This is a genomic window from Streptomyces violaceus (assembly GCF_036014075.1).
In the GTDB taxonomy this organism is placed as follows: domain Bacteria; phylum Actinomycetota; class Actinomycetes; order Streptomycetales; family Streptomycetaceae; genus Streptomyces; species Streptomyces violaceus.
Map to the genome: position 1 here is coordinate 8,391,002 of NZ_CP107911.1, position 26,077 is coordinate 8,417,078.

The following is a 26,077-nucleotide window of genomic DNA, read 5'->3' on the forward strand; positions in this document are numbered from 1 at the left end:
ATGCTGCGTGTTCTCACGGCTCGCATCGACCCAAGGGGGAGGGGATCGGCATGGCCGTCATCCACCACACCACGCTGACACCGACCAAGCTGGAACTGCTCACCTCCTGGCTGCCCTCCCGCCCCTGGTACCGCGGTGACGCGGCCGAACCGAAGCTGGTCAAGGCCGGCGGGTTCCGGCTGGACGACCCGCGAGGCGAGGTCGGGGTCGAGTTCCTCGTCGTCACCGACACCTCCGGCCCCCGCCCGACCAGCTACCTGGTGCCGTTCGCCTATCGAGGCGCCCCGCTCGACGGTGCGGAGCACGCCCTCGTCGGCACCATGGAGCACGGCGTGCTCGGGCGGCGCTGGGCCTACGACGGCTGCCACGACCCCGTCTCGCTCGCCCAGTTGTCGGCCTTGATCGAGGGGCGGGTGCAGGCCCAGGACCAGAACATCAGCGACGTCCCCGACCGTGAAGTCACCGCCTCCTGCACCGGCGAAGGGCCCCTGCCCACGAACTTCACCGCCACCGACGACCGGGACGGCACCCGGCTGACCACGCCCCAGGGCACGACCCTCCACCTGCACCGGGTCCTCCAGCCCGCCCCGGCCGGCCCGTTGACTCCCGCGCGGGGAGCGACCGGCCACGTCACCGGTTCCTGGCAACTGCCGGACGGCACCCGCGCCCGGGGGATGCTGGCCGTTCTGCATGGTGGTCCCAGAACCTAGAGAGTGTCTCCTTGACCTGCTCATCAGTTGATGAGTCTGTCCGGTTGGTGATCACCGATGCGATGTGGGCCCGGATCGCGCCGTTCATGCCGGCTAACCCGGTCCGCGGCCGGCGGTGGGCCGACCATCGCCGCGCCCTTGAGGCCATCGCGTGGAAGTACCGCACCGGCTCGTGTGCAGCGTGCCGGGCTGTACGCGTGTTCCGAGCCATACCGCATGGGCCCGGATCCGCTCGGACGACCGGTCTTGTTACCTTCTCCCGTCGGCATTCGTCATGGGTGTGACGACCGGATGCGAACGGGCGTCGCACCAACGAGTGAATCGAGAACCGGATGCTGACCGACCTCATGTACGTGACGATCTACGTCACCGATCAGGACCGCGCACTGGGCTTCTACGCCGAGGGACTCGGCCTGGAAAAGCGGATCGACTTCCCGGGTCCTGACGGGCGTTTCCTCACCGTCGGCGTTCCCGACAGCCCGGTGCAGATCATCTTGTGGCCGCAGGCGGCGGGCGCGGGACAGCCGGCCGACGCAGGCAGGCATGCCGCGCCCGGTCCGCTGATCCTCGAATCCGACGATTTGCGGAAGGACTTCGAGATCATGCGCCGGCGCGGCGTCACCTTCGAAGAGTCCGAACCCCAGGACTATCCGTTCGGGCTCCGCATCGAGGCGGTGGACCCGGACGGCAACCGGGTCTCGCTCCGGCAGCCGCGAAAGCCGTGACCGCCCACCCGTCCGGACTCGTGACCGTAGCGTTCGAAGCCCAGCGCGATCGGTTGCGCGCCGTCGCGTACCGCGTGCTGGGCTCGCACGCCGATGCCGAGGACGTGGTCCAGGAAGCCTGGATGCGCCTGGTCCGCCAGGATGAGGCGACCATCGGCAATCTGGCAGGCTGGCTGACCACCGTGGTCGGCCGGATCAGCCTGGACCTCTTGAGGTCCCGCCGAGCCCACCCCGAAACCGCCTACGAGCACGAGTTCGCGAACCTCGCGGTGACGCCCGACGATGACCCCGCGCCGGACGAGCAGGTGGTGCTGGCCGATTCGGTCGGCCTCGCCCTGCTCGTCGTGCTCGACTCGCTCACCCCGAGCGAACGCCTGGCGTTCGTCCTGCACGACATGTTCGCGGTCCCGTTCCAAGAGATCGGCCAGATCCTGGGCAAATCCGCCGACGCCACCAAGATGGTCGCCAGCCGCGCCCGCCGCAAGGTCCAAGCCACGGACCGGTCGGCGGGCTCCGGCCGTGAGCACCGAGAGGTCGTCCAGGCCTTCGGTGCCGCCGCTCTCAGGGGCGACTTCGAAGCGCTCCTGCGTATCCTCGATCCGAACGTGAAGCTGACCGTCGACACCCCTGACGGCGTGGTCGTCACTCTCGGCGCCACCAAGGTCGCCGCCGGCGCCCGCATGTTCTCCGGTGAGGTCGCCCGCCAACGACCCGTACTGGTCAACGGCATCCCCGGCCACATGTCCTGGAGTACCGACGGAAGCCCGCTCTCCATCATCGCCTTCACCGTCACCGAAGGCCGGATCACCGGCATCCACATCGTCGTCGACCCGGCCAAACTCGCCTCGATCCATCTACCCACCCCGGACTGAGCCGGTGTCGTCAGGGGCTGCCCGTGTGTGCGAGTCGTCCCGGGCCGACCGAGCACGACGAGCAGGCGGCTCGGATTCGGGTCGGTCCTCGGCGGACCCAGCTCACCTCGTCGAGGTCATCGGATGGAGGTGATCAGACTCCGAACGTCACGGGCTTGGGCGGAGAAGGCGACCACGATGCGCAGGTCCGCGATCGCCTCGTCGTAGCGGCCCGGCGCGGAGTGCGCGGTGCTTGGCACATCCAGCGCCGCAGCCTCTCCGGACGGACGAACTGGAGCAGATGCAGCGGCAACTGAGCCAGCTGGACACGAAGGTGGTCGTGTCACAGTGGTGCCAGGCCCCCAGCGGCCCGACGGGGCGCGGCACCATCTTCCACACAGCGGCGGACGAGCGCTGTCGGCCGACGAACAAGCCGGACGAAGTCACCCTGTACGAAGCCTTGCGGGCGGGGCTGGTCCCGTGCGGCAGGTGCCGGCCGACGAGCGCTTAGCGGGGCAACGCGCTCGCTGGCTCCAGTCAATGTTCCTAGACCGCAGCTGGGGAACAGCGCGGGAACGATCGTGGGACGGTTGGGACCATGACCGCTCCCGCCGGCGCTCCGTTCCCTCCTTGTGGGCTGGAACGCCGAACTCAAGCAGCACCACCCGGCGGCCCGCATCGGCGAGCTTCAGGGATCCCGGGTGCAGGAGGTTCGCGATGTCTTGGACCAGTGGGTGCCTGAGGAGGCACCCCGATGTACGAGCTGTGGCTTCAGGTGAAGCGCGCGACCGAGAAGTACGAGGACGAGATCAACGCGATCCGCGAGGAGAGCTACCGGGCGATCCCCGGCGTCGTCGACCCGGATCACCGGACCGACTGACGACGATTTCCTGCACGACGACCAGGGCCCAAGCATCGAGGTCGGCTTCAGGCTCGAGTTCACTCCGGAAGAAGGGAGCCGGTGAGCACTGGTCACCCAGCTGGCCAGAACTGCGGTACCGCCGGTGAGCGCGGCGATCAAGAACGTATTGTCAGCCACGCTCAGCAGTGTCGAGGGACCGGCCTTACTGCGGCCAGAGCGCGTCAAGGCACTCGTAAGTGGTCTGTCCAGCGACCATCACCCCAGTGAGATCGCGCCGTCGGGCTTTCAGCGGTGGTCGATCTGCGAACCTGCCAGGAACAGAGATCTGCGACGTTCCGCACGAGATCTATGCACGCCTGCTGCATCAATGTCTCCCGCCCCGGTCGGGCCACAGGAGGGAACGAAGCCGCCCGCCCCTACTTGGCACAGTGGACCCTGCCAGAGTGGCGAGGACGGTAGGCCATGGACGAGGAACCGGAGCGCTACCGGGTCGAGTTCGAGAGTGGTACTGCCGACTCGGTGGCGAAGCGGCGCTCGTTTCGCGACCACGAGCGCAACGACATTGAGCCCGACTTGCCCGGATGGCCTTCTGGACAGGCCTTCGCGGTGCGCGGGTTCTTCGGCAAGCTCGGCCAGCACGTCCAGACTGTCGTTACCGGGCTCCTGATGTTGCCGCTGCGAAGATTTCGATCATTCGCCTGCCGGGAGAGTGAAGGCACGCCGAGACCTTCACCTGCACCGCCACCGATACCCCTTTCAGTTTCACCACGGGGACCGACTCCGACGACAAGACGGTCCCGGTCGCCGACAGGCGGCTGCTCCTTCAGCTTTTCCTGCGTGCCCCGACGGGCGCCGGCCCGGCCGCGTAGTTGGCCGAGGGCCCGGTGCCCTACCGAGTCCCGCCCCGGGCCCGTGCAGGGTGTTAGATGCGCGAGTTGCGCAGCGACTGCCACGCAGCGCCGGCCAGCGCCCGCGTCGCCCGCAGGACCGACAGTTGCTCGTGCTCGCGGTACAAGGTCCAGTTGTAAGGGATGAGCGACAGCTTGTTGGAGGACAGCGATCCCGCCTGGTGGGCCCTGTACACCGCAAGCGGCTCAGCCAGGCCCCGGGCGTCAGCGCCGTTCCTCATGATCGACAGCCAGAGGGCGTAGTCCTGGCGCTTGCGCATCTCGGGCATCAGCCTCGTGCCGAGGACCGTGCGGTCGTACATGGCTGTGAGAGCACCGATGTGGTCCTGAACCAGCATTGCGCGGTAGTCCACATGCTCCCGCGCACGGATCACCCGCCCGTTCGGAACCCAGTCGGTGCTCTCGCCGTCGTGGTCGGCGTCCATCTTGAAGTACGAGGTGAACGTCAGCGGCGCATCACCTTCTGCGGCGAAGGCGAGCTGCTTCTCGGTCTTCTCCGGAAGCCACATGTCGTCGCTGTCGAGAAAGGCGATGTAGTCCCCGCGGGCCCGCTCGATCGCGAGGTTGCGGGCCCGGCCCGCACCACCCCGTTCGGGTGCCGACTCCGGCAGGACGCGTTCGTCCTGCTCGGCGAACTCGCGGAGCAGGTCCATGGAACCATCGGAGGACTGGTCGTCGGTGACCAGTAGCTCCAGGTCGCTGTGGGTCTGTGTGAGCACCGACCGGACGGCTGTGCCGAGGGTGGCAGCCGAGTTGTACACGGGCATCACGACGGACACCAGGGGCACAGCGCTTCTCCTTGCCAGACCAGGAACGACGGTCCATTCAAGCACCGCGCTCGAGTAGGAGTTGCCATGCGATTAGTTGTCGCTGGTCAGGGCCATGTAGGTCTTCCCCTGGCCGTACGCGCCGCACAGGTGGGTCACCGTGTCGTCGGCTATGACGTGCATCCGCACCGCGTCCAGCAGCTCACCGCCGGCCAGTCATACGTGAGGGACGTGGCATCCGAACGGCTGCGCGCTGTGCTGGACGCCGGGGTCTACTCCCGACCGCCGACGCTGCCGCCCTGGCCGGCTAGGACATCGCGGTCATCACCGTGCTGACCCCGCTGCGGGACGGCGTGCCCGACCTGACCTACATCGAGTCCTGTGCCCGAACGCTGGGCGAGCACCTTCGCCCCGGAGCGACGGTGGTCCTGGAGTCCACGACCTCTGGCCCGCAAGTACGACCTGCACCGCCGGACGGTGCGGGAGACGGGAGACGTTCGGACGCCGTCGCTGGATCCACTACATGCCGCACGCCGGCGCGATCAAGGTCCGTGACATCGGCTGGGCTGGCAGACCGGCAGGTTCGCCCTGCCTACGATCGGCGCATGAGTGCGTGGAATCAAAGCTTGGATGCTGCGGGGATAAGGGAGCCGGAGCTCCGGCGGGATTACAGCGCCCAGCGGGAGTCAGTCGCGCGTTTTAGACGTGCCTCATACCTCGCGGCCCGTCTGCTGCTGCCGAGAGCGATGCTGCCCCATGTGGTGGCGGCAACGGCAGTGATGCATCACGGGGACAACCTGCTGGACACCGGTCCGAAGCCACAGCGCGTCGCGGCGTGGGCGTCGTGGGAGCAGGAGATGCGTAAGGCGCTGGACAGCGGGGTGAGCGACGATCCGCTGATCCGTACCCTGCTGCACACCACGGCGGCGTACCCGCGGCTCCGGGAGGTGGTGGAGGAATACTTGGCCACCGCCACCGCCGAGCTGGAGTTCGCCGGCTTCGCCACCGAGGCCGACTACCAGGCGTATGTGGACGCCTACTCACTGCCCGCGTTCATGCTGGTCGCGTCTCTGCTGAGGCCAGAGCACGAAGACGGGGACTTCCGGGCCGGGTGCCGGATGCTCATCGACGGCAGTCAGCGGCTGGACTTCATCAACGACCTCGCCGAGGACCTGGCAGAAGGGCGGCTGGGCATCCCGACGGAAACGCTGGCACGCTTCTCGGTGACGGAGAAGGACCTCGCAGAGGGGCGCGAATCACCAGGCGTACGGGAATTGCTGGAGCACCAGATCGAAGCGGCGCGCACCTCCCTGCTGACGGCCAAGGAACTGCCCGACCTGACCGCGAACCGCAACGGCGTGTTGTTGGAGGCAGTCGTCGAGATCGAGCTGCTCACTGCGGACGCGGCGCTCGCGCATGGCGCCCGGCTGCTGCGCGGGTCCGTATCGCCGCCGATGGTGGGCTCGCTACGAGTGATGCTGGGCGCTCGTCGAAGGGTTCGCAGGCAGGGCTGAACAGCCCTGTTTCCTTAGGACTTCGGATTGGACGTCAGCAGGAGAATGCCCAGGTGAGCGGCTTAGTTCGAGAACCGTTTCGACACTGGAAGGTCGCGTTGGCTCGCTACGCGGGTGCCAGTCGATGAGTTTGGGCTGCGATAGGAGTCTGACGGAGGACACCCGATCTCTGGAGGTTGCCCTATGGCTGAACCACACGTTCTGGAAACCCGAGAAGCTCTGGAAAGGGCGATCCACGTAGAGCGGTCCGCGCTCGCTCAAGACATCACCGGGCTCAGCGAGGCCCAGTGGGCGAAAGCATCACTGTGCAAACGTTGGACCGTGGAGGAGGTCGTAGCCCATCTGACGGCAGGTGCCAGCACGAGGATGTGGCGCTGGCTGCTGAGCATGCTGGCCGCTCGATTCGACTCCGACCTGCACAACGACCGACGACTCGCAAAGCACCGTGGTGCTACACCTGAAGAGACCTTGCGGCGATTTCGCGATGTTGTCGCCGGTCCTGCCGGACCGACAGGACATACTGCGGCCTGGCTGGGCGAAATAGTCGTCCACAGCGAGGACATCCGTCGGCCATTGGGTCTTGTGCGGACACCCCCGGTGGCCACGACGACCGCCGTGGCCCGGTTCTTCGCCAGCCGCGATTTCACCGTCGCGAGCAACACTGCAATCGCGGGCTTGCGGGTCGAGGCCACTGACGGACCGTTCAGCACCGGCTCGGGGGATCTGCTCCGGGGGCCGACCCTCTCGCTGGTGATGGGGATGGCAGGCCGCGTAGCGGCCTGCGAGGACCTGGAGGGGGACGGTGCGGCAGTCCTTCGCGCCCGACTGAGCTCAGGTTAAAGAACAAGCTGAGGGGCGTTGCTGGTGATCCTCTCCAACGCCGACGACTCCTTCCTCGCGGAGAGCGTGCCCCGTCTCGGCGCGGACTTCCACGCGGTCTTCACCGCGCAGCAGGCCGGCTTCTACAAGCCCCGCTACGCGGCGTTCGAGTACATGCTCGACCAGCTCGACGCGTCCCCCGAGGACTTCGTGCACGTCGCCTCGCACACCCGCTACGACCACCGGTCGATGCACGACATGGGCTTCCGCAACCTGATCCTGCTGGACCGCGGCTGCGACCCGGTGACCCACGGCTACGACTACGTGACGGTGAGGTCCCTGGACGAGCTCAACAAGATGCTCGGTATCTGACGCGCGACGCACACCGTCCCGCACGGGCGGGCCCGAAAGACCCCCTATGAGGTCGCGGTCGGCGGCCAGGAGGGCATCGGTGGATGCCGCAGAAGAAGCTGGTTCGACAACTAAGGCACTGACGCCGCACAGCTCGCCCGAACTAGCGCGTGCCCCTTTGATGGGTGGTCAGTTGATCGGATGTGTCCGTCCGATCAGTGATCACTGATGCGATGTGGGACCGGATCGAGCCGGTGATGCCGGCCGATCCGGTCCGCGGGCGACGATGGGCCGGCCAGCGCCGCACTCTTGAAGCCATCGCGTGGAAGTACCGCACCAACTCGCCCTGGCGGGACCTGCCCGCTGAACTGGGCTCATTTCAGATCGCCCACAAACGCCTGATCCGATGGGCCGCCGTCGGCACCTGGGAGAAGATCCTCGCTGCCGTCCTGGCGGCGGCGGACGGCGACGACGACGTTGACTGGACCGTGTCGGTGGACCCCACCGTCGTGCGGGCGCACCAGCACGCTGCCGGAGCACTCAAGAGGGGCCGTCCCGCTCCGGCGAGCCCGTCGATCACGCGCTCGGACGTTCCCGCGGCGGGTTGAGCACCAAGGTCCACCTGCCGCAGACGGCCGCGCACGGCCCCTCGCCTTTCGTCACCGTCGGCCAGGCGACTCTGACCAAAGAGACAGAACCCAGCCTCCTCGCGGTCTGGCGCACCCACGGCCTGGACCGGCTGCTGCGGGAGGCTTACGACCTCGGCACGCTGCTGTGCGGCATCAGCGCCGGTGCCAACTGCTGGGCCGAGGGCTCGCGCACCGACTCCTTCGGGCCGCTGACCTGCCTCCCCGACGGCCTGGGGCCGCTGCCCGGCTCCGTCTGCCCGCACTACGACAGTGAACCGGGCCGGCAGCCCTCATACCGTGCGGCCGTGATGGCGGGGCGGCTGCCGGCGGGCTGGGCGGTGGAGGACGGGGCCGGAGCGCTCTTCGAAAAGGGCGTACTCACGGAGGCCGTCACCCGGGCGCCCGGAGCAGGGCTGTACCGCGTGGAACCGGACGGAAGCGGCGGGGTGCGCGAGCAGGGGCTGCCCTGCCGGGCCCTCACACCTTCCCGTTCCCTTGAACGCCCCGAGCAGTGATCGGCCCGGCCGCATCCCACTGATCCCCTGAACCTCAGTGATCCACCAGGATTGCCCCGGGCACGATCGGGTACGCGAGCAGGACCGTGCCCGGGGCGGATCATGTCCCGGGTGGGCCGCAAGACCGCCGCTACCAGGGAATCTGCCATGGAGACACCCGCGAACAACCCCACGCCCACGCCCGCCCAGCGGGCTCTGGACGTCCTCGCCGAGAACACCGAGGACGCGGCGGCTCTGAACGCGCTCGCCGACAGCGACGTGCTCATCCCCGTGCCCGACGACGCGAACGATGCCGACGCCGCCAACCCCTCGGCGGTGGCGCTGCCGGTGCTGGAGCAGCCGGGCGGCGAACCGGTGGTGCCCGTGTTCACCTCCGAGGTGGAGATGGCCGGGCTGCTGCCGTTCGTCTCCCGCTACCGCATGGTGCCGCTCGGCGCCCTCGCCGCGCAGTGGCCCGCCGACGACCTGTCGCTCACCATCGACGGCAGCTCCGAGCACCGCCTGACGCTCACCTCGGAGGGAGTCCGCACCCTGCTGGCACGTCCGTAGGGCGACCGGCCCGGTCCGGGCCTGGGCCGCTTACGCGCCCAGCGTCCGGGCCAGCGCCGCCCGCTGCAACGGCAGCACCTCGGCGTGCAGGTCACGGCCCCTGGAGGTCAGAGCGACCCACACGCCGCGCCGGTCCTCCACGCACACGGAGCGCGTCACAAGACCGTCCTTCTCCAGCCGGGCGATCAGCCGCGACAGCGCGCTCTGGCTGAGGTGGACCCGCCCGACCAGGTTCTGCACCCGGCACTGCTCGCCCTCCTCGGGCGCCGCGGTCGCGAGCATGTCCAGGACCTCGAAATCGGATGCTCCGAGACCGTGCGGATGCAGCGCCCGGTCGATCTCGCACATCGTGCGCGCGTGCGCCGACAGGATGTCCCGCCACCGTTCCTCGAGCCGCGCACCAGCCGTTTTCGCTGCCATAACCGAACGGTACACCGGTCCGAGGTTCAATGACTGTGCATGGAGTGGTGGCTTGGAGTGGTGGCTTTTACGGGGAGCCGGCTCCTACGTCGACTCCCGCTTCACCAACTCCGTCGGAAGGATCACCGCTGCCGGATCCTCGCCCCCGATCTGCGCGAGCAGCACCCGCACCATCTCGCTGCTGATGCGGTCCCACGGCTGCCGGATGGTCGTCAGCTCGGGGCTGGACGCCAGCGCGGCCGGTGAGTCGTCGAAGCCGCCGACCGCGACGTCCCGCGGCACGCTCCGCCCCGCCCGCTGCAGGGCCGCCAGCACGCCCTGCGCCATCAGGTCCGAGGCGACGAACACCGCGTCCATGTCCGGGGCCCGCTCCAGCAGCCGCTCGGCGCCCGCCTCGCCGCTGGCCCGGCTGTAGTCGCCGGAGACGACGAGCCGCTCGTCGAACTCCAGGTCCGCGTCCGCGAGCACCTCCTTGTAGCCGGCGAGACGCTCGACACCGCCCGGTGTGTCCAGCGGACCGGTCACCATGCCCACCCGGTGCCGCCCGAGCGACAGCAGGTGGCGCACCATGTCGCGGGCGCCGTCGCGGTCGTCGGCGGCCACGTAGCTCACCTTCGAGCCCAGCCCGATCGGCTTCCCGCACGCGACCAGGGGCACACCTGCCCCGCGCAGCTGCTCGGCGACCGGATCGCCGGAGTGGCTGGAGACCAGCAGCACCCCGTCGACGTGCCCGGCGGTGATGTACCGCGCGATGCGGCGCCGTTCGTCCTCGGTGCCCGCCAGCATCAGCAGCAGCGGGATGTCGTGCGCGGCGAGCGCCTGGGTGCAGCCGCGCAGCAGGACATTGAAGTTGGGGTCCTCGAAGAACCGCTCCTGCGGCTCCGTGAGCAGGAAGCCGATCGAGTCGGACCGCCCGGTGATCAGGGAGCGGGCGTGCCGGTTGACGACGTAACCCGTCCTGCGGATGGCCGCGTTGACCGCTTCCTGGGCGGCCGGGCTGACGTAGTGGCCGCCGTTGAGCACGCGCGAGACGGTGCCGCGCGAGACCCCCGCCTCGCGCGCCACGTCGTGGATCGTGGGCGGCCTGCGCCTGCCTCCCGCAGCGTTCATGGTCATGACTTTACGGCTCCGGAGAGCAGATCCAGACTCCAGAAGCGCTGGATGACCAGGAAGAGCGCGACCAGCGGGAGCACCGCGAGAAACGCGCCCGTGATCACCAGTGTGTACAGCGCCGGGGTGTTGGCGCCCTGCTCCAGCAACGTGAACAGACCGAGTGTGATCGGGAACTTCTCGTCGTCGCTGAGCATGATGTACGGCAGCAGGAAGTTGTTCCAGATCGCCACGAACTGGAACAGGAACACCGTCACCATGCCGGGGATCATCATCGGCAGCGCGACCCGCGTGAAGATCCGCCACTCGCTCGCCCCGTCCATGCGCCCGGCCTCGACCACGTCAGCGGGCACAGCGGCGGCGGCGTAGATCCGCGCGAGGTAGACACCGTACGGGAAGAGGATCTGCGGCAGCAGTACGGACAGGTAGGAGTCGGTGAGGTCGACCTTGGCCAGCAGCAGGTACTGGGGGACGGCCAGGATCACCGGCGGCATCAGCACGCCCGCGAGCAGCACGTTGAAGATCGTCTCGCGGCCCCGGAAGCGGTAGGTCGCCAAGGCGTAGCCGCTGATCGCGGACACGCAGGTCGACAGCAGGGCACCCAGCCCGGCGTACAGGGCGGAGTTGCCCATCCACGCCCAGTACACGCCGTCGCGGTAGGCGCTCAGGTCCCGGACGTTGTCGGCGAATCCCGAGCCCGGCAGGAACGTGAATGTGGAGAACAGCTCACGTCCGGACTTGGTGGCCGCGATGACCACCCAGGCCACCGGCAGCAGGCAGTAGATCGCCCCCAGGAGCAGGGTGACCGTCGGGATCAGGGCGATCCGCCGGCGCAGTGGCGGGCGGCCCTGGTCGGTGGCGGGCGTGCTGCCCGCCACCGGATCGGCCTTCGGGACGGTAAGGGAACTCATCGAGCTGCCTCCTGCTTCTGACGACGGTTCGCGGCTCGCAGGAAGCCGAAGGACAGCAGGAGCGTGGCGAAGGCGATGATCACGGCCTGCGCCGCGGCGCCGTAGATGTCACCCTCGCCGAACGCGTCCCGGTACACCTTCATCAGCGGACTCCACGTCGTGGACACGGAGTTGGTGAGCGGCTTGAGAGTGGTCGGCTCGTTGAACATCTGGAGCGTGGCGATGATCGAGAAGAAGAAGGTCAGCACCAGTGAGGGAGCCACCATCGGGATCTTGATCCGCAGCGCGATCTGCGACGGAGTCGCCCCGTCCAGTTTCGCCGCCTCGTACACCTCCGCCGGGATCGCCTGGAGCGAGGTGTAGATGACGATCATGTTGAAGCCGGTGCCGCCCCACACCGCGATGTTGGAGAGAGCGAGATACAGCGGCCCACCGTCCAGCAGGTCCGGCTGCGGCATGCCCAGCTTGTCGAGCACGAAGTAGAAGGGGCTCACGTCCGGCAGGTACAGGAAGCCCCACAGCAGCGCCGCCACCACACCGGGGATGGCGTACGGCAGGAAGATCGCGAGCCGGGTGAAGGGCGCGAGCCGCACCTTCTCGGAGTCGAGCATCAGCGCGAACAGCAGGGCGAGGCCGAGCATGACCGGTACGACGATGCAGCCGTAGCCCAGCACGCGCAGCGCCCCGCGCAGCAGCTCGCTGTCGGTCAGGGCGTCGGTGTAGTTCTCCAGACCGGCCCAGACCTCCTTGCGGGCACCGGAGCCGAGGCCGAGGCCCGACACCTTCACCTTGCGGAAGCTGAGCCAGACCGCGTAGCCGATGGGCAGTGCGAAGAACAGGGTGAAGAGGAGTGCCGCAGGGAGGAGGAAGGCGTACGGGGCGCCCTTGACCCCGTACGACTGCCGGCGTGCCGTGCTTTTCACCGAGCGACCCCGAAGCCCTGCTTCTTCATGTCGGCGACGGTGTCGTCCTGCATCTTCTTCAGGGCGGCGCCGAAGTCGGACTTGTTCTTCGCGGCGGCGCCGAAGGCGTCCTTGAAGGTGGTGTAGGCGACGTTGACGTTCGGACCCCAGGTGGACGGTGCCGTGGTCTCCGCGATGTCGGCGGCCTTGGTGTAGAAGTCGGCCTGGTTCGAGAAGTAGGCCGGCGGCTTGAGGAAGGCGCCGCTGGTCTGGGCGTTCTTGGCGGCCGGGTAGATGCCGCTCTCCGTCGCCAGCGCGTTGAGGGCGTCGCTGTCGGTGTTCAGCCAGGCGGCGAATTTGGCCGCGGCCGCCTGGTGCTCGGAGTCCGTGGTGACGCCGGTGGAGGAGCCGCCCCAGCTGCCGGTGCGGTTCTCGCTCGCGGACCACTGGGGGAGCGGGGCCATGGCCCACTTGCCCTTGGTGTCGGGAGCCGCCGTGGTCAGCGTGCCGGGAGCCCACACGGCGCTGACCCAGGCGATCTGCTTGCCGGTGTTGAGCGCCTTGTTCCAGGCCGGGGTGTACATCGGCTGATTGTCGATCGCGCCCTCCTCGACCAGGCCGCCCCAGAACTTCGCGACCTTCTGCGTGGCCGCGTCGTCGATGGAGACCTTCCACTGGTCGCCCGAGGTCGTCCACCACTTGGCGCCCGCCTGCTGGGCGAGGCCCGCGAAGAGGCCGGAGTCGTTGGCGGAGAAGGTGGTGAGGTCCTTGCCGGGGGCCGCCTTCTTGAGCTTGCGGGCGGTCTCGGCGAACTCGTCCCAGGTCGTCGGCACCGTCAGGCCGTACTCCTTGAACAGGTCCTCGCGGTAGTAGAACATCATCGGCCCGATGTCCTGCGGGACCGCGTAGACCGCGTCCGTGCCCAGCGTCGTCTGCTGCCAGACGCCGTCGGCGAAGCGGCCCTTCGCGTCGCTCACGTTCTTCGATATGTCAGCGAGCGCGTCATTGCTGACCAGGGTGGGCAGCGCCTGGTACTCCGCCTGCACCAGGTCGGGGGCCTTGCCCGCCTTGTGCGCGGTGAGGATCTTGGTGACCAGTGTGTCGCCGGACGCCTGCTTCTTCACCGTGACCGTGATCTGGTCCTTCTTGCCCGGCCCCTTGTTCCACAGGTCCACGACCTTGTCCATGCCGGGCGTCCAGGTCCAGTACGTCAGCGATGCCGGCCCCGACTCGGTCTCGCTGTCCCCGGACTCCGTGCCGCAGGCGGCGAGGGTGGTGGCGCCGAGCGCTAGGGCGACGGCGGTTCTCACGAGGCGGCGGCGCTTCGTGTACGGCATGGATCTCTCCCCTGACCTGGGGTCCTCGCCTGCTGCGAGGACCTGCCATGCTTCTGTGAGCGTTCACAGTAGAGAAACATCCCGGACACTTGTCAATGGTTGTTGCTGTGCGGTTATGTTGGCCTCCGCACGGCGTCATTGTGTGTGCACGTTCCCATTTGATCGAGCGACCGGGAGACCATCCATGCCGGAGACCACCCCCAGGGGCCTCACCAGGCTCGCCTTCGGCGGGGACTACAACCCGGAACAGTGGCCAGAGAGCGTCTGGCAGGAGGACGTCCGGCTGATGCGGGAGGCCGGCGTCACGATGGTGAGCGTCGGGATCTTCTCCTGGGCTCTGCTGGAGCCGTCGCCGGGCGTGTACGACTTCGGCTGGCTCGACCGCGTGGTCGACCTGCTGCACGAGCACGGCATCCGCGTCGACCTCGGTACGCCCACCGTCTGCCCGCCGGTCTGGTTCTACCGCGCCCACCCCGAGGCCCTGCCCGTGACGCCGGAGGGCGTGCGCCACGAGTTCGGCTCCCGCGCCGCGATCTGCCACAGCAACGCCGACTACCGCTCGGCCGCGGCGGCCATCACCACCAAGCTCGCCGAGCGCTACGGCGACCACCCGGCCCTGGCGATGTGGCACGTGCACAACGAGTACGGCGTCCCCGTCTCGGCCTGCTACTGCGACGCGTGCGCCGCGCACTTCCGCCGCTGGCTCGCGACGACGTACGGCACGGTCGACGCCGTCAACGAGGTCTGGGGCACGGCCTTCTGGGGTCAGCGCTACGCGGACCTCGAGCAGATCAACCCGCCCCGGCTCACCCCGACGTCCGTCAACCCGGGCCAGGCGCTGGACTACAAGCGGTTCGCCGACGCCACCATGCGCGAGAACTTCGTGACGGAGAGGGATATCCTGCACCGCCTCTCACCGGGCGTCCCGGTCACCACCAACTTCATGACGGCCCTGAGCCAGTGCGACTCCGTCGACTACTGGGCCTGGGGCCGCGAGGTCGACATCGTCACCAACGACCACTATCTGATCACCGACGGCCGCCGCACCCACGTCAACCTCGCGATGGCCGCCGACCTCACCCGCTCCGTGGCGGGCGGTGCCCCCTGGCTGCTCCTGGAGCACTCCACCTCGGGCGTCAACTGGCAGCCCCGCAACCCCGCCAAGGCCCCCGGCCAGATGGCCCGCAACTCCCTCGCCCATGTGGCGCGCGGCTCCGACGGCGCCATGTTCTTCCAGTGGCGCCAGTCCCGGCGCGGCGCCGAGAAGTTCCACTCGGCGATGCTCCCGCACGGCGGCACCGACACCCGCGTCTGGCGCGAGGTCACCGAACTTGGCGCGGCCGTCGAGACGTTGAGCGAGATCCGCGGCACCCGCACCGAGGCCGACGTGGCCGTGCTGTGGGACTGGCACTCCTGGTGGGCGCAGAACCTCGACTGGCGCCCCAGTGGGGACCACGACGCCCGCGAACGCGCCGACGCCTTCTACGAGGCCCTCTACGACCGCCACCTCACCGTCGACTTCGCCCACCCGGAAGCCGACTTGTCGAGGTATCCCCTTGTCGTCGTACCGGCCCTGTACCTGATGACGGAGGCGGCCGGGAACAACCTCAAGGCCTACGTCGAGAACGGCGGCACGCTGGTCGTCTCGTACTTCTCCGGCATCGTCGACGAGCACGACGCCGTCCACGAGGGCGCCTACCCGGGCCCGCTCCGGGACGTCCTCGGCCTCACGGTCGAGGAGTTCTCGCCGCTGCTGCCCGGCGAACGGGTCCGCGTCACAGGACCCGACGGATCCGAACTGGGCGCCGACGTGTGGACCGAGTTCGTGGTGCCGCGCGGCGCCGAGACCGTCTGGACCTACGGCGACGGTCTCACCGCGGGCCACCCGGCCGTCACCCGGCACCGCCTCGGCGAGGGGACCGCCTGGTACGTCTCCACCCGGCTCGGCGTCGACGGCCTCGACGCGCTGCTCGGATGGGCGATCGAGGACGCGCGGCTCGCCCCGCGCGCCGACCTGCCCCGGGACGTCGAAGTGGTGCGCCGCACCGGCGAGACGGGCACCTACCTGTTCGCCGTCAACCACACCGGCTCGGACACCAAGGTGCCGCTGGAGACCCCGGGCACCGAGCTGCTGACCGGTGAACGCGCGGCGGGCCGCCTGGCGGTCCCGGCCGGAGCGGTCCGGGTCGTCCGGCTCGACGGCTGAACCGACTCCCTCCGCCCGTGCGAGCCGCACGAGCCGCGGGCGGAGGGGCCCCTCACCGGCCTCCCGGCGAGGGGCACCCCCATCCCCGACGTCGAAGGGACGACGGACGACGATGTTCCATCCCAGACGCACCCTCAGGGCCCTGCTGCTCCCGCTCGCCGCGGGGCTCGCCCTCACCGCCCTGCCCGCCCAGGCCGCGAGCACTCTCACCAACGGAGGCTTCGAGACCGACGGTTCGGGCGCGGCCACGCCGGGCGGCTGGTCCGAGTACGGCGACACCGGCGCCTCGTTCGTCGAGTCCGGCGGCCACGGCGGGAGCTACCGCCTGAGCCACTGGGCCTCCACCGCCTACAAGGCGGAGACCTGGCAGTACCTGTCCGGGCTCACCAACGGCAATTACAAGCTCACCGCCTGGGTGCGCTCCGGCGGTGGGCAGAAGTCCGCGTACATAGCGCTGAAGAACTGCGGCGGCGCCGAGCAGCGCACTGATCTGCCGGTCTCGGCCAGTGGGTGGATCCGGATCGTCGTGCCGGTCAAGGTGACCGGCAATCAGTGCACCATCAGCATCAACAGTGACGCGAACGCGGGCAACTGGATCAATGTTGACGACCTGACCTTCACATCGGGCACGTCCGGTACGTCGATCAAGGGTGCCGACATCTCGTCCCTGGCCAAGAGCGAGGCCAAGGGGGGTGTCTACCGCAACAGCTCCGGGACGGCCGGCGACGCCCTGGCCGTCCTCAAGTCGTCCGGCATGAACTACGCGCGCCTCAAGGTGTGGGTCAACCCGGCCGACGGCTACAACAACAAGGCACGAGTCCTGGCCACGGCCAAGCGCGTCAAGGCACAGGGCATGAAGCTGCTGGTCGACTTCCACTACTCGGACTTCTGGGCCGACCCCGGCCGCCAGGACAAGCCCGCCGCCTGGGCCGGACACTCGTACAGCCAACTCAGGACGGACGTGTACAACCACACGTACGACGTGCTGAACGCCTTGAAGGCGCAGGGCACCACCGCCGACATGGTCCAGGTGGGCAATGAGATCAACGGCGGCATGCTGTGGAACGAGGGATCGACCTCCAACTGGACGCAGCTGGCCGGACTGCTCAACTCCGGCTACGACGCCGTCAAGGCGGTCAACTCGTCCACCACCGTCGCCCTGCACCTCGCGGAGGGCGGTGACCTGTCCGGCACCCGCTGGTGGTTCGACAGCGCGCGGTCCAACGGCGTGAAGTTCGACGCGATCGGCCTGTCGTACTACGGCTACTGGCACGGCACACTGGCCGACTTCCAGACGACCCTCGACGACGCGGCCTCCCGCTACGGCAAGCCGGTGTACGTCGCCGAGACCGCCTACCCGTTCCGCCTGGACAGCGAGGACGCGCACGAGAACATCATCGACACCGGTGCCGAGCTGGTCTCCGGCTATCCGGCGAGCGTGGCCGGTCAGACCCGGTGGATGAACGACGTGGCGAGCATCGTGGAGGCCGTCCCGAACGGCCGCGGTCTCGGCATCTTCTACTGGGAGGCCACCTGGACCGCGGTGGGAGGCAACGGCTGGGATCCGACCGACGCCTCCTCCGGCAACGGCTGGGAGAACCAGGCGCTCTTCGGCTACGACGACCGGGCACTCTCGTCGATGTCCTGGTTCCGCCACCGCTGATCTCACCGGGGCAGAGCGACGGGCCGGCCCCGAACTTCGCCAGAGCGTACGGCAGTTCGGTATCGGTCAACGATACCGACTGCCGGACGCGGCGGCTTGAGCCGCGGGACAGTGGGAAGAAACGCGGTAAGAGGGCGAGAGCCGCGAGGCGGGGGCACGACATGCTGAGGACTCCCACGGACGAGACGCGGTTGCGCATCCTGGCCTGGCTGAAGGAACCCGGCCCCGCCGGGAGTGGGGCCACCGCGGACGCTGTCGCCGAGAAGTTCTCGCTGCCCCGTCCAGTCGCCGTCACCCACCTCCGGCTGCTCGAAGCCACCGGCATGCTGCGCACCAGCCGGTCCGCGGGCCGTGTTCACTATCACCGCGACGAGGTGCGGATCGCCGAGGTCGCCCGCATGTTTGAAAAGGGCTGGTAGGCCACTCGGTAGAGCGGTATCTCCCCCTGAGGACGAAGGGCATGCGCATCATGGACCATCCCTCGGCACTTGTCCCACGCCACTACATCGCGATGGGCCACGGCCCCGAGGACGTGGCCGCCGACCCGCGCGGCCGTGTGCTGGCCGGCGTGGCGGACGGCCGCATCCTGCGTCTGGACGGTCCGGCGGACCCGGTCACGGCCCGTACTGAGGTGATCGCCGAGACCGGCGGCAGGCCGCTGGGGCTCGAACTCCTCCCGGACGGCGACCTGTTGGTGTGCGACGCCGAACGCGGCCTGCTGCGCGTCGGCACCGGCGACGGCACGGTCCGCATCCTCGCCGACTCGGTGGCGGGGGAGCCGCTGCGGTTCTGCAGCAACGTCGTGTCCCTCTCCGACGGCACCGTCTACTTCACCGTCTCCAGTCGCCGCCACCCCCTGGAGCACTGGATCGGCGACATCGTCGAGCACATCGGAACGGGTCGGCTGCTGCGCCTGTCTCCGGGCGACGACACTCCCGAGGTGGTGCTGGACGGCCTGCAGTTCGCCAACGGGCTCGCCGTCGGCGCCGACGAGTCCTTCCTCGTCGTCGCCGAGACCGGCGCCTGCCGGCTCATCCGCTACTGGCTCACCGGGCCCGAGGCCGGACGGAGCGAGCCCTTCGCCGAGGACCTCCCGGGCATGCCCGACAACCTCTGGCGCGGCGCCCCGGACGGACCGGTCTGGGTCGCCCTGGCCGGACCCCGCGTCCCGCCCCTCGACCTCCTCCACCGCAGCGCACCCTCGGTCCGCCGTGCGGCCGCCCGCGTGGCCGTACACGCCCCGTTCCGCCCCACCGGCACGATCGCCGTGCTGGCCCTCGACGACGAGGGGAGTGTCCTCCACCACCTCGCCCGCCGCCGCTCCGGCTACCGCATGGTCACCAGCGTGTGCGAAGCGGACGGGCACCTGGTGCTGGGCAGCCTCTGGGAGCCCGGCGTGGCCGTCTGCGAGCCGCCCGCACCGAAGTGACCCGAGCCACCCCCTCGGAACCGACACCGGCACACCGCCCGGGGTTAACCTGAACCCCGGCCGCGATCCCCTCTCGCGGCGCGGCGGTGGGGCCCGCCGTACCCGAACCGCGGCGAGGACGCCGCCAACGGTCCCTACTTGCGACGGCACACGCCCGCATGATCCCGGGCTCCGGCGAGTAGGAGACGTACCCCCATGACAGCCCCCGAGAGCCTCCGCGTTCAGGCCTCCCCGCCACGTCCGCCTTCCTGGCGTGTCCAGGCGCCCGTCGTCACCGTGGTGTCGGTCGGCGGGGGAGCGGGGGCGGCCGCCCGGTACGCGGCCTCCCTGTGGTGGCCCGCCGCCGCGGGCGGTTTCCCCTGGACGACCCTCTGGGTCAACGTCGCCGGCTGTGCCGTGATCGGCGTGTTCATGGTGATCATCACCGAGATCCGGGCCGTTCACCCCCTTGTCCGGCCCTTGATCGGCACGGGCTTCCTCGGCGGTTTCACGACCTTCTCGACGTACGCCGTCGACATCCAGAAGATGATCGACCGCGGCCACGCCGGCACCGGCCTGGCCTACCTCGCCGCGACGCCGCTCGCGGCACTCACTGCGGTGTGGCTCGCGGCCCGGGCGACCCGCAGGGTCCTGGGCACGACGGACACGAAGGGTAAGAAGTCGTCGTGAACTGGCTGCTGGTCATCGGCGGCGCGATGGTCGGCGCACCGCTCCGCTACCTCACCGACCGGGCGGTCCAGGCCCGGCACGGCTCGGGCTTCCCCTGGGGTACCTTCACGGTGAACGTCACCGGCTGCCTGGTCCTCGGCCTGCTCACCGGTGTCGCCTCGCACCTCCAGCTGCTGCTCGGCACCGGTCTGTGCGGGGCCCTGACGACGTACTCGACGTTCTCCTACGAGACGCTGCGGCTGGCGGAGACGGGGGTCCGCCTCCAGGCGGCCGTCAATGTGGCGGCGAGTGTGGCGGCCGGCCTCGGGGCGGCGTTCGCGGGGGCCGCGCTCGCACGCATGTGAGCCGCGCGTATGTGAACAGCGCGCAGGTGAACAGGACGCAGGTGAGCCGCGTGGATGAGACCCGTTCTCGCCCGCGTGTAGTAAGACGGTCCTCTCCGCTCCCGCCCCCCGAGCAGAACTGGATCCCATGAGCGTCATCAGCGTCGGTCAGGCCGTCGTCCTCGGAGCCGTCGAGGGGGTGACCGAGTTCCTGCCCGTCTCCTCCACCGGCCATCTGAAGATCGTCGAGGGGCTCATGGGCATCCCCGTCGACGACCACGCCGTGGTCGGGTTCTCGGCCGTCATCCAGGTCGGCGCGATCGCCGCGGTGCTCGTGTACTTCTTCAAGGACATCGTGCGGATCGTCTCCGCCTGGGGACGGGGCCTGCGCGACCGCGAGGAGCGGTACCACCACGACTACAAGTTCGCCTGGTGGGTCATCTACGCCACCATCCCGATCGTCGCCGTCGGACTCGCCGCCAAGCCACTCATCCAGGGACCGCTCGCCTCGCTGTGGGTGGTGGCCGGCTCGCTGATCGCCGGCAGCGGGGTGATGTGGGCGGCGGACCAGCTGGGCCGGCACAAGCGTGGCGAGGACGACACCTCCTTCAAGGACGCCATGCTGGTCGGCAGCTCCCAGATCCTCGCCCTGCTCTTCCCCGGCTTCTCCCGCTCCGGCGCCACCATGTCCACCGCGCTGCTCCTCGACCTGGACCGCCTCGCCGCCACCCGGCTCTCGTTCTTCCTGGGCATCCCCGCCCTGACCGGCGCCGGCCTCTACGAGCTCAAGGACGCCCTGGGCACCGGGGTGGGCGCGGCCCCGCTCGCGGCCGGCACGCTCGTGTCCTTCGTCGTGGCGTACGCCTCCATCGCCTGGCTGCTGAAGTTCGTCGCCAAGCACTCCTTCAACGCCTTCGTGATCTACCGGATCGTCGTGGGAGTGCTGCTGTTCGGCCTGCTCGGAACGGGTGTGCTCAGCAGCTGACCGCCCGCGCGAGCACAGCCGACCGTCCGCACGGACGAGGGGCCGGGAGCCTGAACGCAGGCTTCCGGCCCTCTGAACGTTTCTTTTCGGCCTCTTGACAGGTACCTCCCCCGCCCCGCAGGATCGCCACCGTGAACCTGTCAGACAGCCGGACAGCCGGACAGCCCGTTCGTCGCGTCAGTGCCATGGAAGCGGTGCTGGCGTACCTGCGCGGCGCCATCGAACGAGGCGAGTACGCCATCGGCGACAAGCTCCCCTCCGAGGCGGAGCTGTGCCGCACCCTGGAGGTCTCCCGGCCCGTGCTGCGCGAGGCCCTGCGGGCCCTGCAGACCATGGGCCTGACCGTGTCCAGGACCGGCAAGGGCACCTTCGTCGTCGCCAGCACCGTCGAGGACCCCACCTTCGGCGACTACGCGGCGAGCGACCTGCTGGAGGTGCGCCGCCACGTCGAGATCCCGGTCGCGGGGTACGCGGCCCGGCGCCGCACCCCGGAGAACCTCGACCACCTGGCCCACCTTCTGGACCGGATGGAACGGGAGACGGACACCACCGCGTGGGTCGCCATGGACACGCTGTTCCACCTCGCCGTGGCCGAGGCAGCCCAGAACCCGGTCTTCCGCCGGGTCATCGAGGAGATCCGGGACGCACTGGCGCGCCAGTCGGCCTTCCTCAACGAGCTGGGCGGCCGTCGCGAGCAGTCCAACCGCGAGCACCGCGCGATCGTCGAGGCGCTGATCGACGGTTCCGAGAACGACGCGGTGGAGGCCATGTCCCACCACCTCGACCGCGTCGAGACCACCCTCACCGACATCGTGCGTTCCCCGCGCACGGACTCGGACCTCCCCACGGAAGGCGACCCCCAGGCGTGAGTGAGCAGTCCCTGCACGACGATGTGCAGAAACGTTCCAGCCATGTCGATGCCGGAGACGAGGGCTACAGCAAGTCCCTGAAGTCCCGGCACGTCAACATGATCGCCATCGGCGGTGCCATCGGCACCGGCCTCTTCCTCGGTGCCGGCGGCCGCCTCGCCGACGCCGGCCCGTCCCTCTTCATCGCCTACGCGGTCTGCGGCCTCTTCGCCTTCCTCGTCGTGCGCGCCCTCGGCGAACTCGTGCTGTACCGGCCCTCCTCCGGCGCCTTCGTGTCGTACGCCCGTGAGTTCATGGGGGAGAAGGGCGCCTACACCGCGGGCTGGATGTACTTCCTCAACTGGGCGACCACCGGCATCGCCGACATCACGGCCGTGGCCACCTACACCCACTACTGGGGCATGTTCTCCGACATCCCGCAGTGGGTGATCGCGCTCATCGCGCTGGCCGTGGTGCTCACCGTGAACCTGATCTCGGTGAAGATCTTCGGTGAGCTGGAGTTCTGGTTCGCGATCATCAAGGTCGGCGCGCTCGTCCTCTTCATGTGCATCGGCATCTTCCTGCTGGTCACCCAGCACCCCGTCGACGGCCACAGCCCCGGCCCCTCCCTCATCAGCGACAGCGGCGGCGTTTTCCCGCACGGCCTGCTGCCCATGCTGCTGATCATCCAGGGCGTCGTCTTCGCCTACGCCTCCGTCGAGCTGGTCGGCGTCGCCGCAGGTGAGACCGAGAACCCCGAGAAGATCATGCCGAAGGCGATCAACTCGATCATGTGGCGCGTCGGCCTGTTCTATGTCGGCTCGGTCGTCCTGCTGTCGATGCTGCTGCCCTGGAACAAGTACACCGCCGGCGAGAGCCCCTTCGTGACCGTGCTGGGCAACATCGGCATCCCGGCGGCCGGTGACGTGATGAACCTCGTCGTCCTCACCGCGGCGATGTCCTCCCTCAACTCCGGCCTCTACTCCACCGGCCGCATCCTGCGCTCCATGGCCATGGCCGGATCCGCGCCCAAGTTCACCTCCGTGATGAGCCGCAGCCAGGTCCCCTACGGCGGCATCCTGCTCACCAGCGGCATCTGTGTCCTGGGCGTCGGCCTCAACTTCGTCGTGCCCGCCGAGGCGTTCGAGATCGTGCTGAACTTCGCCGCGATCGGCATCCTCGCCACCTGGGGCCTGATCATGATCTGTCACCTCCTCTTCTGGCAGAAGACCCAGAAGGGCGAGCTGACCCGCCCGGACTACCGGCTCCCGGGTTCCCCCTGGACCGAGATCGTGACGCTGGCGTTCCTCGCCTCCGTCCTGGTCCTCATGTACGCCGACGGCGGCGCGGGACGCACCACCGTGCTGTGCCTGCCGCTGATCGTCGGGGCACTGGTCGCCGGATGGTTCGCCGTCCGAGGCCGTGTCGCGCGCAAGTCCACCACCGGAGCCGACGCGTGACCCACGCGCCGCTCCCCGAGAAGCAGGCAGTGATGTACAGCAGTTCCCCAGCGGACGCACCCCTTGTCCGTGAACCCGTCCACGCCCCCGTCGCCCACCTCATCCGCGGTGGAATCGTCGAAGGCATCCACTACGGCTCCGTCGTCGTCCTCGGCGCCGACGGAGAGGTACAGCTCCAGCTCGGCGACATCGAGGTCGCTTTCTACCCGCGCTCCGCGCTCAAGCCCCTCCAGGCCGTGGCCATGGCGCGCGCCGGGCTGCCGCTCGACGGCGAGCTGCTGTCGCTGACCGCGGCCAGCCACTCCGGCGAGGAACGCCACCTCGCCGGCTCCCGGCGCATCCTCGAACTCGCCGGGCTCACCGAGGGCCAGCTGCGCAACGTCCCGGACCTGCCGTACGACCCGGTCGTCCGGGACGCCTGGGTGCGTGAGGGCCGGATGCCCTCACGGCTCGCGCAGAACTGCTCCGGCAAGCACGCGGCCATGCTCTACACCTGCCTGCTCAACGGCTGGTCCCTGGAGGACTACCTCGACCCGGGCCACCCGCTCCAGCAGGCCATCGCCGAGATCGTCGAGGACCTCACCGGGCAGCGCATCGCCCGGGTGACCGTCGACGGCTGCGGCGCACCCCTGTTCTCCGTCTCCCTGCATGGCCTCGCCCGCGCGACCGCCCGCATCACCACCGCGGCGCCGGGCACGCCCGAGGCCCGGGTGGCCGACGCGATGCGCGAGCACGCCGAGATGGCCTCCGGCTCCGGCCGGGACGTCGCCGCGCTGATGCGGGCCGTGCCCGGGCTGCTCACCAAGGACGGCTTCGAGGGCGTGCAGGTCGCCGCGCTGCCTGACGGGCGGGCCGTTGCGGTGAAGATCGCCGATGGTGCGAACCGGGCGCGGGTGCCGGTCGCCGCGGCGGCGCTCGCGTGGGCCGGTGTCGATCCCGAACTGCTCACCGAGTTCCAGGGAGAGGCACTTCTCGGAGGCGGTCGGGAGGTCGGGCGGGTGCGGCCCGTTCGCTCCTTGGAGCCGGTCGCCGCATCGGCCCGCGCCTGAGGACGTACCGGAGCTCTCCATCGGCGACCGCGGATCCGATGTGGCTGGTCGCGCAGTCCCCCCCGCCCCTTTGAGGGGCGTTTCCCCCCCGTACCTCAGAGAAGAGGACCCGCACGCTCATGACCGCCGCCACCCGCTCCGAGCACGACCTGCTCGGTGACCGTGACGTCCCCGCCGACGCCTACTGGGGTGTCCACACCCTGCGCGCCACGGAGAACTTCCCCATCACGGGTACGCCCATCTCCGCCTACCCGCATCTGATCGACGCCCTCGCCGCTGTCAAGGAGGCCGCCGCCCTCGCCAACGAGAAACTCGGCCTGCTGGACCCGAAGAAGGCCGCCGCCATCGTCGCCGCCTGCCGCGAGATCCGTGACGGCGAGCTGCACGACCAGTTCGTGGTCGATGTCGTCCAGGGCGGCGCCGGCACGTCCACCAACATGAACGCCAACGAGGTCGTGGCGAACCGGGCGCTGGAACTGCTGGGCCACGCCAAGGGCGAGTACCAGTACCTGCACCCGAACGAGGACGTCAACCTCGGCCAGTCCACCAATGACGTCTACCCGACCGCCGTCAAGATCGCCACGGTGTTCGCGGTGCGCGGGCTGCTCACGGCGATGTCCGTCCTGCAGGACACGTTCGCCCGCAAGGCCGTCGAGTTCCACGACGTGCTCAAGATGGGCCGCACACAGTTGCAGGACGCGGTCCCGATGACGCTCGGCCAGGAGTTCTCCGCGTACGCCGTCATGATCGACGAGGACCGGTCCCGTCTTGCCGAGGCCGTCGAGCTGATCCATGAGATCAACCTCGGCGCCACGGCGATCGGCACCGGCCTCAACGCCCCCGCCGGATACGCGGAGTCGGCCCGCCGCCACCTCGCGGCCCTCACCGGCCTGCCCCTGGTGACCGCGGCCAACCTGGTCGAGGCGACCCAGGACTGCGGCGCCTTCGTCCAGATGTCCGGCGTGCTCAAGCGCATCGCGGTCAAGCTCTCCAAGAGCTGCAACGACCTGCGGCTGCTGTCCTCCGGCCCGCGCGCCGGGCTCGGCGAGATCAACCTGCCGCCGGTGCAGGCCGGTTCGTCCATCATGCCCGGCAAGGTCAACCCGGTGGTCCCCGAGGTCGTCAACCAGGTCGCCTTCGAGGTCATCGGCAACGACGTCACCATCACCATGGCCGCCGAAGCCGGACAGCTCCAGCTCAACGCCTTCGAGCCGATCATCCTGCACTCCCTGTCGGAGTCCATCACCCATCTGCGCGCGGCCTGCCTCACCCTCGCCGACCGCTGCGTGGCCGGCATCACCGCCAACACCGAGGCGCTGCGCGCCACCGTCGAGAACTCCATCGGCCTGGTCACAGCCCTCAACCCGCACATCGGCTACACGGCGGCCACCGACATCGCCAAGGAGGCCCTCGTCTCCGGCCGGGGCGTGGCCGAACTCGTCCTGGAGAAGGGCCTGCTGCCCGCCGAGACACTCGCCGGGCTGCTGCGCCCGGAGGTCCTGGCGGGCAGCGGCCCGGCTCCGACGGCCTGACGCGAACCGCGCACCGGGACCGGCACGGAGGGA

At 69.3% G+C, this 26,077-nt stretch carries 27 protein-coding genes and 3 pseudogenes; 23 read left to right on the forward strand and 7 right to left on the reverse strand.

The window, feature by feature from the left end; translation table 11 throughout:
- The first annotated feature begins 50 nt into the window (after positions 1-50).
- The 4 genes and pseudogenes from OG542_RS37790 to OG542_RS37805 all read left to right on the forward strand — a co-directional run bounded on the left by OG542_RS37790 (position 51) and on the right by OG542_RS37805 (position 2,307).
- Positions 51-710, forward strand: a complete 660-nt coding sequence (locus OG542_RS37790; protein WP_328416985.1) for a maltokinase N-terminal cap-like domain-containing protein — start codon at positions 51-53, stop codon at positions 708-710.
- A 62-nt stretch (positions 711-772) separates the two neighbouring features.
- A pseudogene (locus tag OG542_RS40820) lies at positions 773-949 on the forward strand (transposase); the annotation flags it as partial.
- Between the two features lie 93 nt (positions 950-1,042).
- Entirely contained in the window at positions 1,043-1,435 is a 393-nt protein-coding gene (locus tag OG542_RS37800) for a VOC family protein (RefSeq protein WP_328416987.1), read from the forward strand.
- Positions 1,432-2,307, forward strand: coding sequence for a sigma-70 family RNA polymerase sigma factor (locus tag OG542_RS37805; protein WP_328416989.1), 876 nt, complete (start codon positions 1,432-1,434; stop codon positions 2,305-2,307). Before OG542_RS37800 ends, OG542_RS37805 begins: the two co-directional genes overlap by 4 nt.
- Positions 2,308-2,423: 116 nt before the next feature.
- On the opposite strand, the gene OG542_RS37810 is transcribed toward OG542_RS37805, so the two are convergent.
- On the reverse strand, positions 2,424-2,546 hold the full coding sequence (locus OG542_RS37810; RefSeq protein WP_328416991.1) for a hypothetical protein: 123 nt from the start codon (positions 2,544-2,546) through the stop codon (positions 2,424-2,426).
- A gap of 494 nt (positions 2,547-3,040) precedes the next feature.
- On the opposite strand from OG542_RS37810, the gene OG542_RS37815 reads away from it, so the two are divergent.
- Entirely contained in the window at positions 3,041-3,166 is a 126-nt protein-coding gene (locus OG542_RS37815; protein WP_328416993.1) for a hypothetical protein, read from the forward strand.
- Between the two features lie 904 nt (positions 3,167-4,070).
- Here the strand turns inward: OG542_RS37815 and OG542_RS37820 are convergent.
- The gene (locus OG542_RS37820) at positions 4,071-4,844 is read right to left on the reverse strand and encodes a glycosyltransferase family 2 protein (protein WP_311129690.1); all 774 of its coding nucleotides are present in this window, start codon (positions 4,842-4,844) and stop codon (positions 4,071-4,073) included.
- A gap of 66 nt (positions 4,845-4,910) precedes the next feature.
- On the opposite strand from OG542_RS37820, the gene OG542_RS37825 reads away from it, so the two are divergent.
- The 7 genes and pseudogenes from OG542_RS37825 (at position 4,911) to OG542_RS37855 (ending at position 9,200) form a co-directional block, all read left to right on the forward strand.
- The gene (locus OG542_RS37825; RefSeq protein WP_328416996.1) at positions 4,911-5,159 is read left to right on the forward strand and encodes a hypothetical protein; all 249 of its coding nucleotides are present in this window, start codon (positions 4,911-4,913) and stop codon (positions 5,157-5,159) included.
- A 269-nt stretch (positions 5,160-5,428) separates the two neighbouring features.
- Complete coding sequence (locus OG542_RS37830; protein WP_328418277.1) at positions 5,429-6,337, forward strand: squalene/phytoene synthase family protein; 909 nt, start codon at positions 5,429-5,431, stop codon at positions 6,335-6,337.
- Positions 6,338-6,520: 183 nt separating this feature from the next.
- Complete coding sequence (locus OG542_RS37835) at positions 6,521-7,177, forward strand: maleylpyruvate isomerase family mycothiol-dependent enzyme (RefSeq protein ID WP_328416998.1); 657 nt, start codon at positions 6,521-6,523, stop codon at positions 7,175-7,177.
- Positions 7,178-7,201: 24 nt separating this feature from the next.
- Complete coding sequence (locus OG542_RS37840; protein WP_328417000.1) at positions 7,202-7,528, forward strand: HAD family hydrolase; 327 nt, start codon at positions 7,202-7,204, stop codon at positions 7,526-7,528.
- Positions 7,529-7,710: 182 nt separating this feature from the next.
- A pseudogene (locus OG542_RS37845) lies at positions 7,711-8,299 on the forward strand (IS5 family transposase); the annotation flags it as partial.
- Positions 8,208-8,651, forward strand: a pseudogene (locus OG542_RS37850) (Type 1 glutamine amidotransferase-like domain-containing protein); the annotation flags it as partial. The pseudogenes OG542_RS37845 and OG542_RS37850, both read left to right, overlap by 92 nt.
- Before the next feature lie 147 nt (positions 8,652-8,798).
- Positions 8,799-9,200, forward strand: coding sequence for an SseB family protein (locus tag OG542_RS37855; protein WP_184595591.1), 402 nt, complete (start codon positions 8,799-8,801; stop codon positions 9,198-9,200).
- A 30-nt stretch (positions 9,201-9,230) separates the two neighbouring features.
- On the opposite strand, the gene OG542_RS37860 is transcribed toward OG542_RS37855, so the two are convergent.
- From OG542_RS37860 to OG542_RS37880, 5 genes are all read right to left on the reverse strand, one after another.
- Positions 9,231-9,620 carry a MarR family winged helix-turn-helix transcriptional regulator gene (locus OG542_RS37860; protein WP_184595593.1) on the reverse strand — a complete coding sequence of 130 codons (390 nt, stop codon included), beginning with the start codon at positions 9,618-9,620 and terminating at the stop codon, positions 9,231-9,233.
- 84 nt (positions 9,621-9,704) lie between these two features.
- Entirely contained in the window at positions 9,705-10,736 is a 1,032-nt protein-coding gene (locus tag OG542_RS37865; RefSeq protein ID WP_328417004.1) for a LacI family DNA-binding transcriptional regulator, read from the reverse strand.
- Positions 10,733-11,641: a carbohydrate ABC transporter permease gene (locus tag OG542_RS37870; RefSeq protein ID WP_328417006.1), complete on the reverse strand. Its 909-nt coding sequence runs from the start codon at positions 11,639-11,641 to the stop codon at positions 10,733-10,735. Before OG542_RS37870 ends, OG542_RS37865 begins: the two co-directional genes overlap by 4 nt.
- On the reverse strand, positions 11,638-12,564 hold the full coding sequence (locus tag OG542_RS37875) for a carbohydrate ABC transporter permease (protein WP_328417008.1): 927 nt from the start codon (positions 12,562-12,564) through the stop codon (positions 11,638-11,640). Before OG542_RS37875 ends, OG542_RS37870 begins: the two co-directional genes overlap by 4 nt.
- Entirely contained in the window at positions 12,561-13,880 is a 1,320-nt protein-coding gene (locus OG542_RS37880; RefSeq protein ID WP_328417010.1) for an ABC transporter substrate-binding protein, read from the reverse strand. The genes OG542_RS37875 and OG542_RS37880 overlap by 4 nt, the downstream gene beginning before the upstream one ends.
- 184 nt (positions 13,881-14,064) lie before the next feature.
- Here OG542_RS37880 and OG542_RS37885 point away from each other — a divergent pair, with 184 nt between their 5' ends.
- The 11 genes from OG542_RS37885 to aspA all read left to right on the forward strand — a co-directional run bounded on the left by OG542_RS37885 (position 14,065) and on the right by aspA (position 26,044).
- On the forward strand, positions 14,065-16,086 hold the full coding sequence (locus OG542_RS37885) for a beta-galactosidase (protein WP_328417012.1): 2,022 nt from the start codon (positions 14,065-14,067) through the stop codon (positions 16,084-16,086).
- Between the two features lie 112 nt (positions 16,087-16,198).
- Positions 16,199-17,749, forward strand: coding sequence for a glycoside hydrolase family 53 protein (locus OG542_RS37890; protein WP_328417013.1), 1,551 nt, complete (start codon positions 16,199-16,201; stop codon positions 17,747-17,749).
- Between the two features lie 161 nt (positions 17,750-17,910).
- A complete protein-coding gene (locus OG542_RS37895; protein WP_328417015.1) occupies positions 17,911-18,168 on the forward strand; it encodes an ArsR/SmtB family transcription factor in 258 nt (85 codons plus the stop codon).
- Between the two features lie 50 nt (positions 18,169-18,218).
- Positions 18,219-19,178, forward strand: a complete 960-nt coding sequence (locus OG542_RS37900; protein ID WP_328418279.1) for an SMP-30/gluconolactonase/LRE family protein — start codon at positions 18,219-18,221, stop codon at positions 19,176-19,178.
- A 195-nt stretch (positions 19,179-19,373) separates the two neighbouring features.
- Positions 19,374-19,847, forward strand: coding sequence for a fluoride efflux transporter CrcB (gene crcB, locus OG542_RS37905; RefSeq protein ID WP_328417017.1), 474 nt, complete (start codon positions 19,374-19,376; stop codon positions 19,845-19,847).
- Positions 19,844-20,191 (forward strand): fluoride efflux transporter FluC, encoded by a 348-nt coding sequence (locus OG542_RS37910; protein WP_328417019.1) that lies wholly within the window; start codon positions 19,844-19,846, stop codon positions 20,189-20,191. Before crcB ends, OG542_RS37910 begins: the two co-directional genes overlap by 4 nt.
- Positions 20,192-20,318: 127 nt before the next feature.
- A complete protein-coding gene (locus OG542_RS37915; RefSeq protein ID WP_261680143.1) occupies positions 20,319-21,155 on the forward strand; it encodes an undecaprenyl-diphosphate phosphatase in 837 nt (278 codons plus the stop codon).
- Between the two features lie 131 nt (positions 21,156-21,286).
- Positions 21,287-22,024: a FadR/GntR family transcriptional regulator gene (locus OG542_RS37920; RefSeq protein ID WP_328417022.1), complete on the forward strand. Its 738-nt coding sequence runs from the start codon at positions 21,287-21,289 to the stop codon at positions 22,022-22,024.
- Complete coding sequence (locus OG542_RS37925; protein WP_193478797.1) at positions 22,021-23,463, forward strand: amino acid permease; 1,443 nt, start codon at positions 22,021-22,023, stop codon at positions 23,461-23,463. The genes OG542_RS37920 and OG542_RS37925 overlap by 4 nt, the downstream gene beginning before the upstream one ends.
- A 32-nt stretch (positions 23,464-23,495) precedes the next feature.
- Positions 23,496-24,512, forward strand: a complete 1,017-nt coding sequence (locus tag OG542_RS37930) for an asparaginase (RefSeq protein ID WP_328418281.1) — start codon at positions 23,496-23,498, stop codon at positions 24,510-24,512.
- 119 nt (positions 24,513-24,631) lie between these two features.
- On the forward strand, positions 24,632-26,044 hold the full coding sequence (gene aspA, locus OG542_RS37935; RefSeq protein WP_328417025.1) for an aspartate ammonia-lyase: 1,413 nt from the start codon (positions 24,632-24,634) through the stop codon (positions 26,042-26,044).
- Positions 26,045-26,077 lie beyond the last annotated feature (33 nt).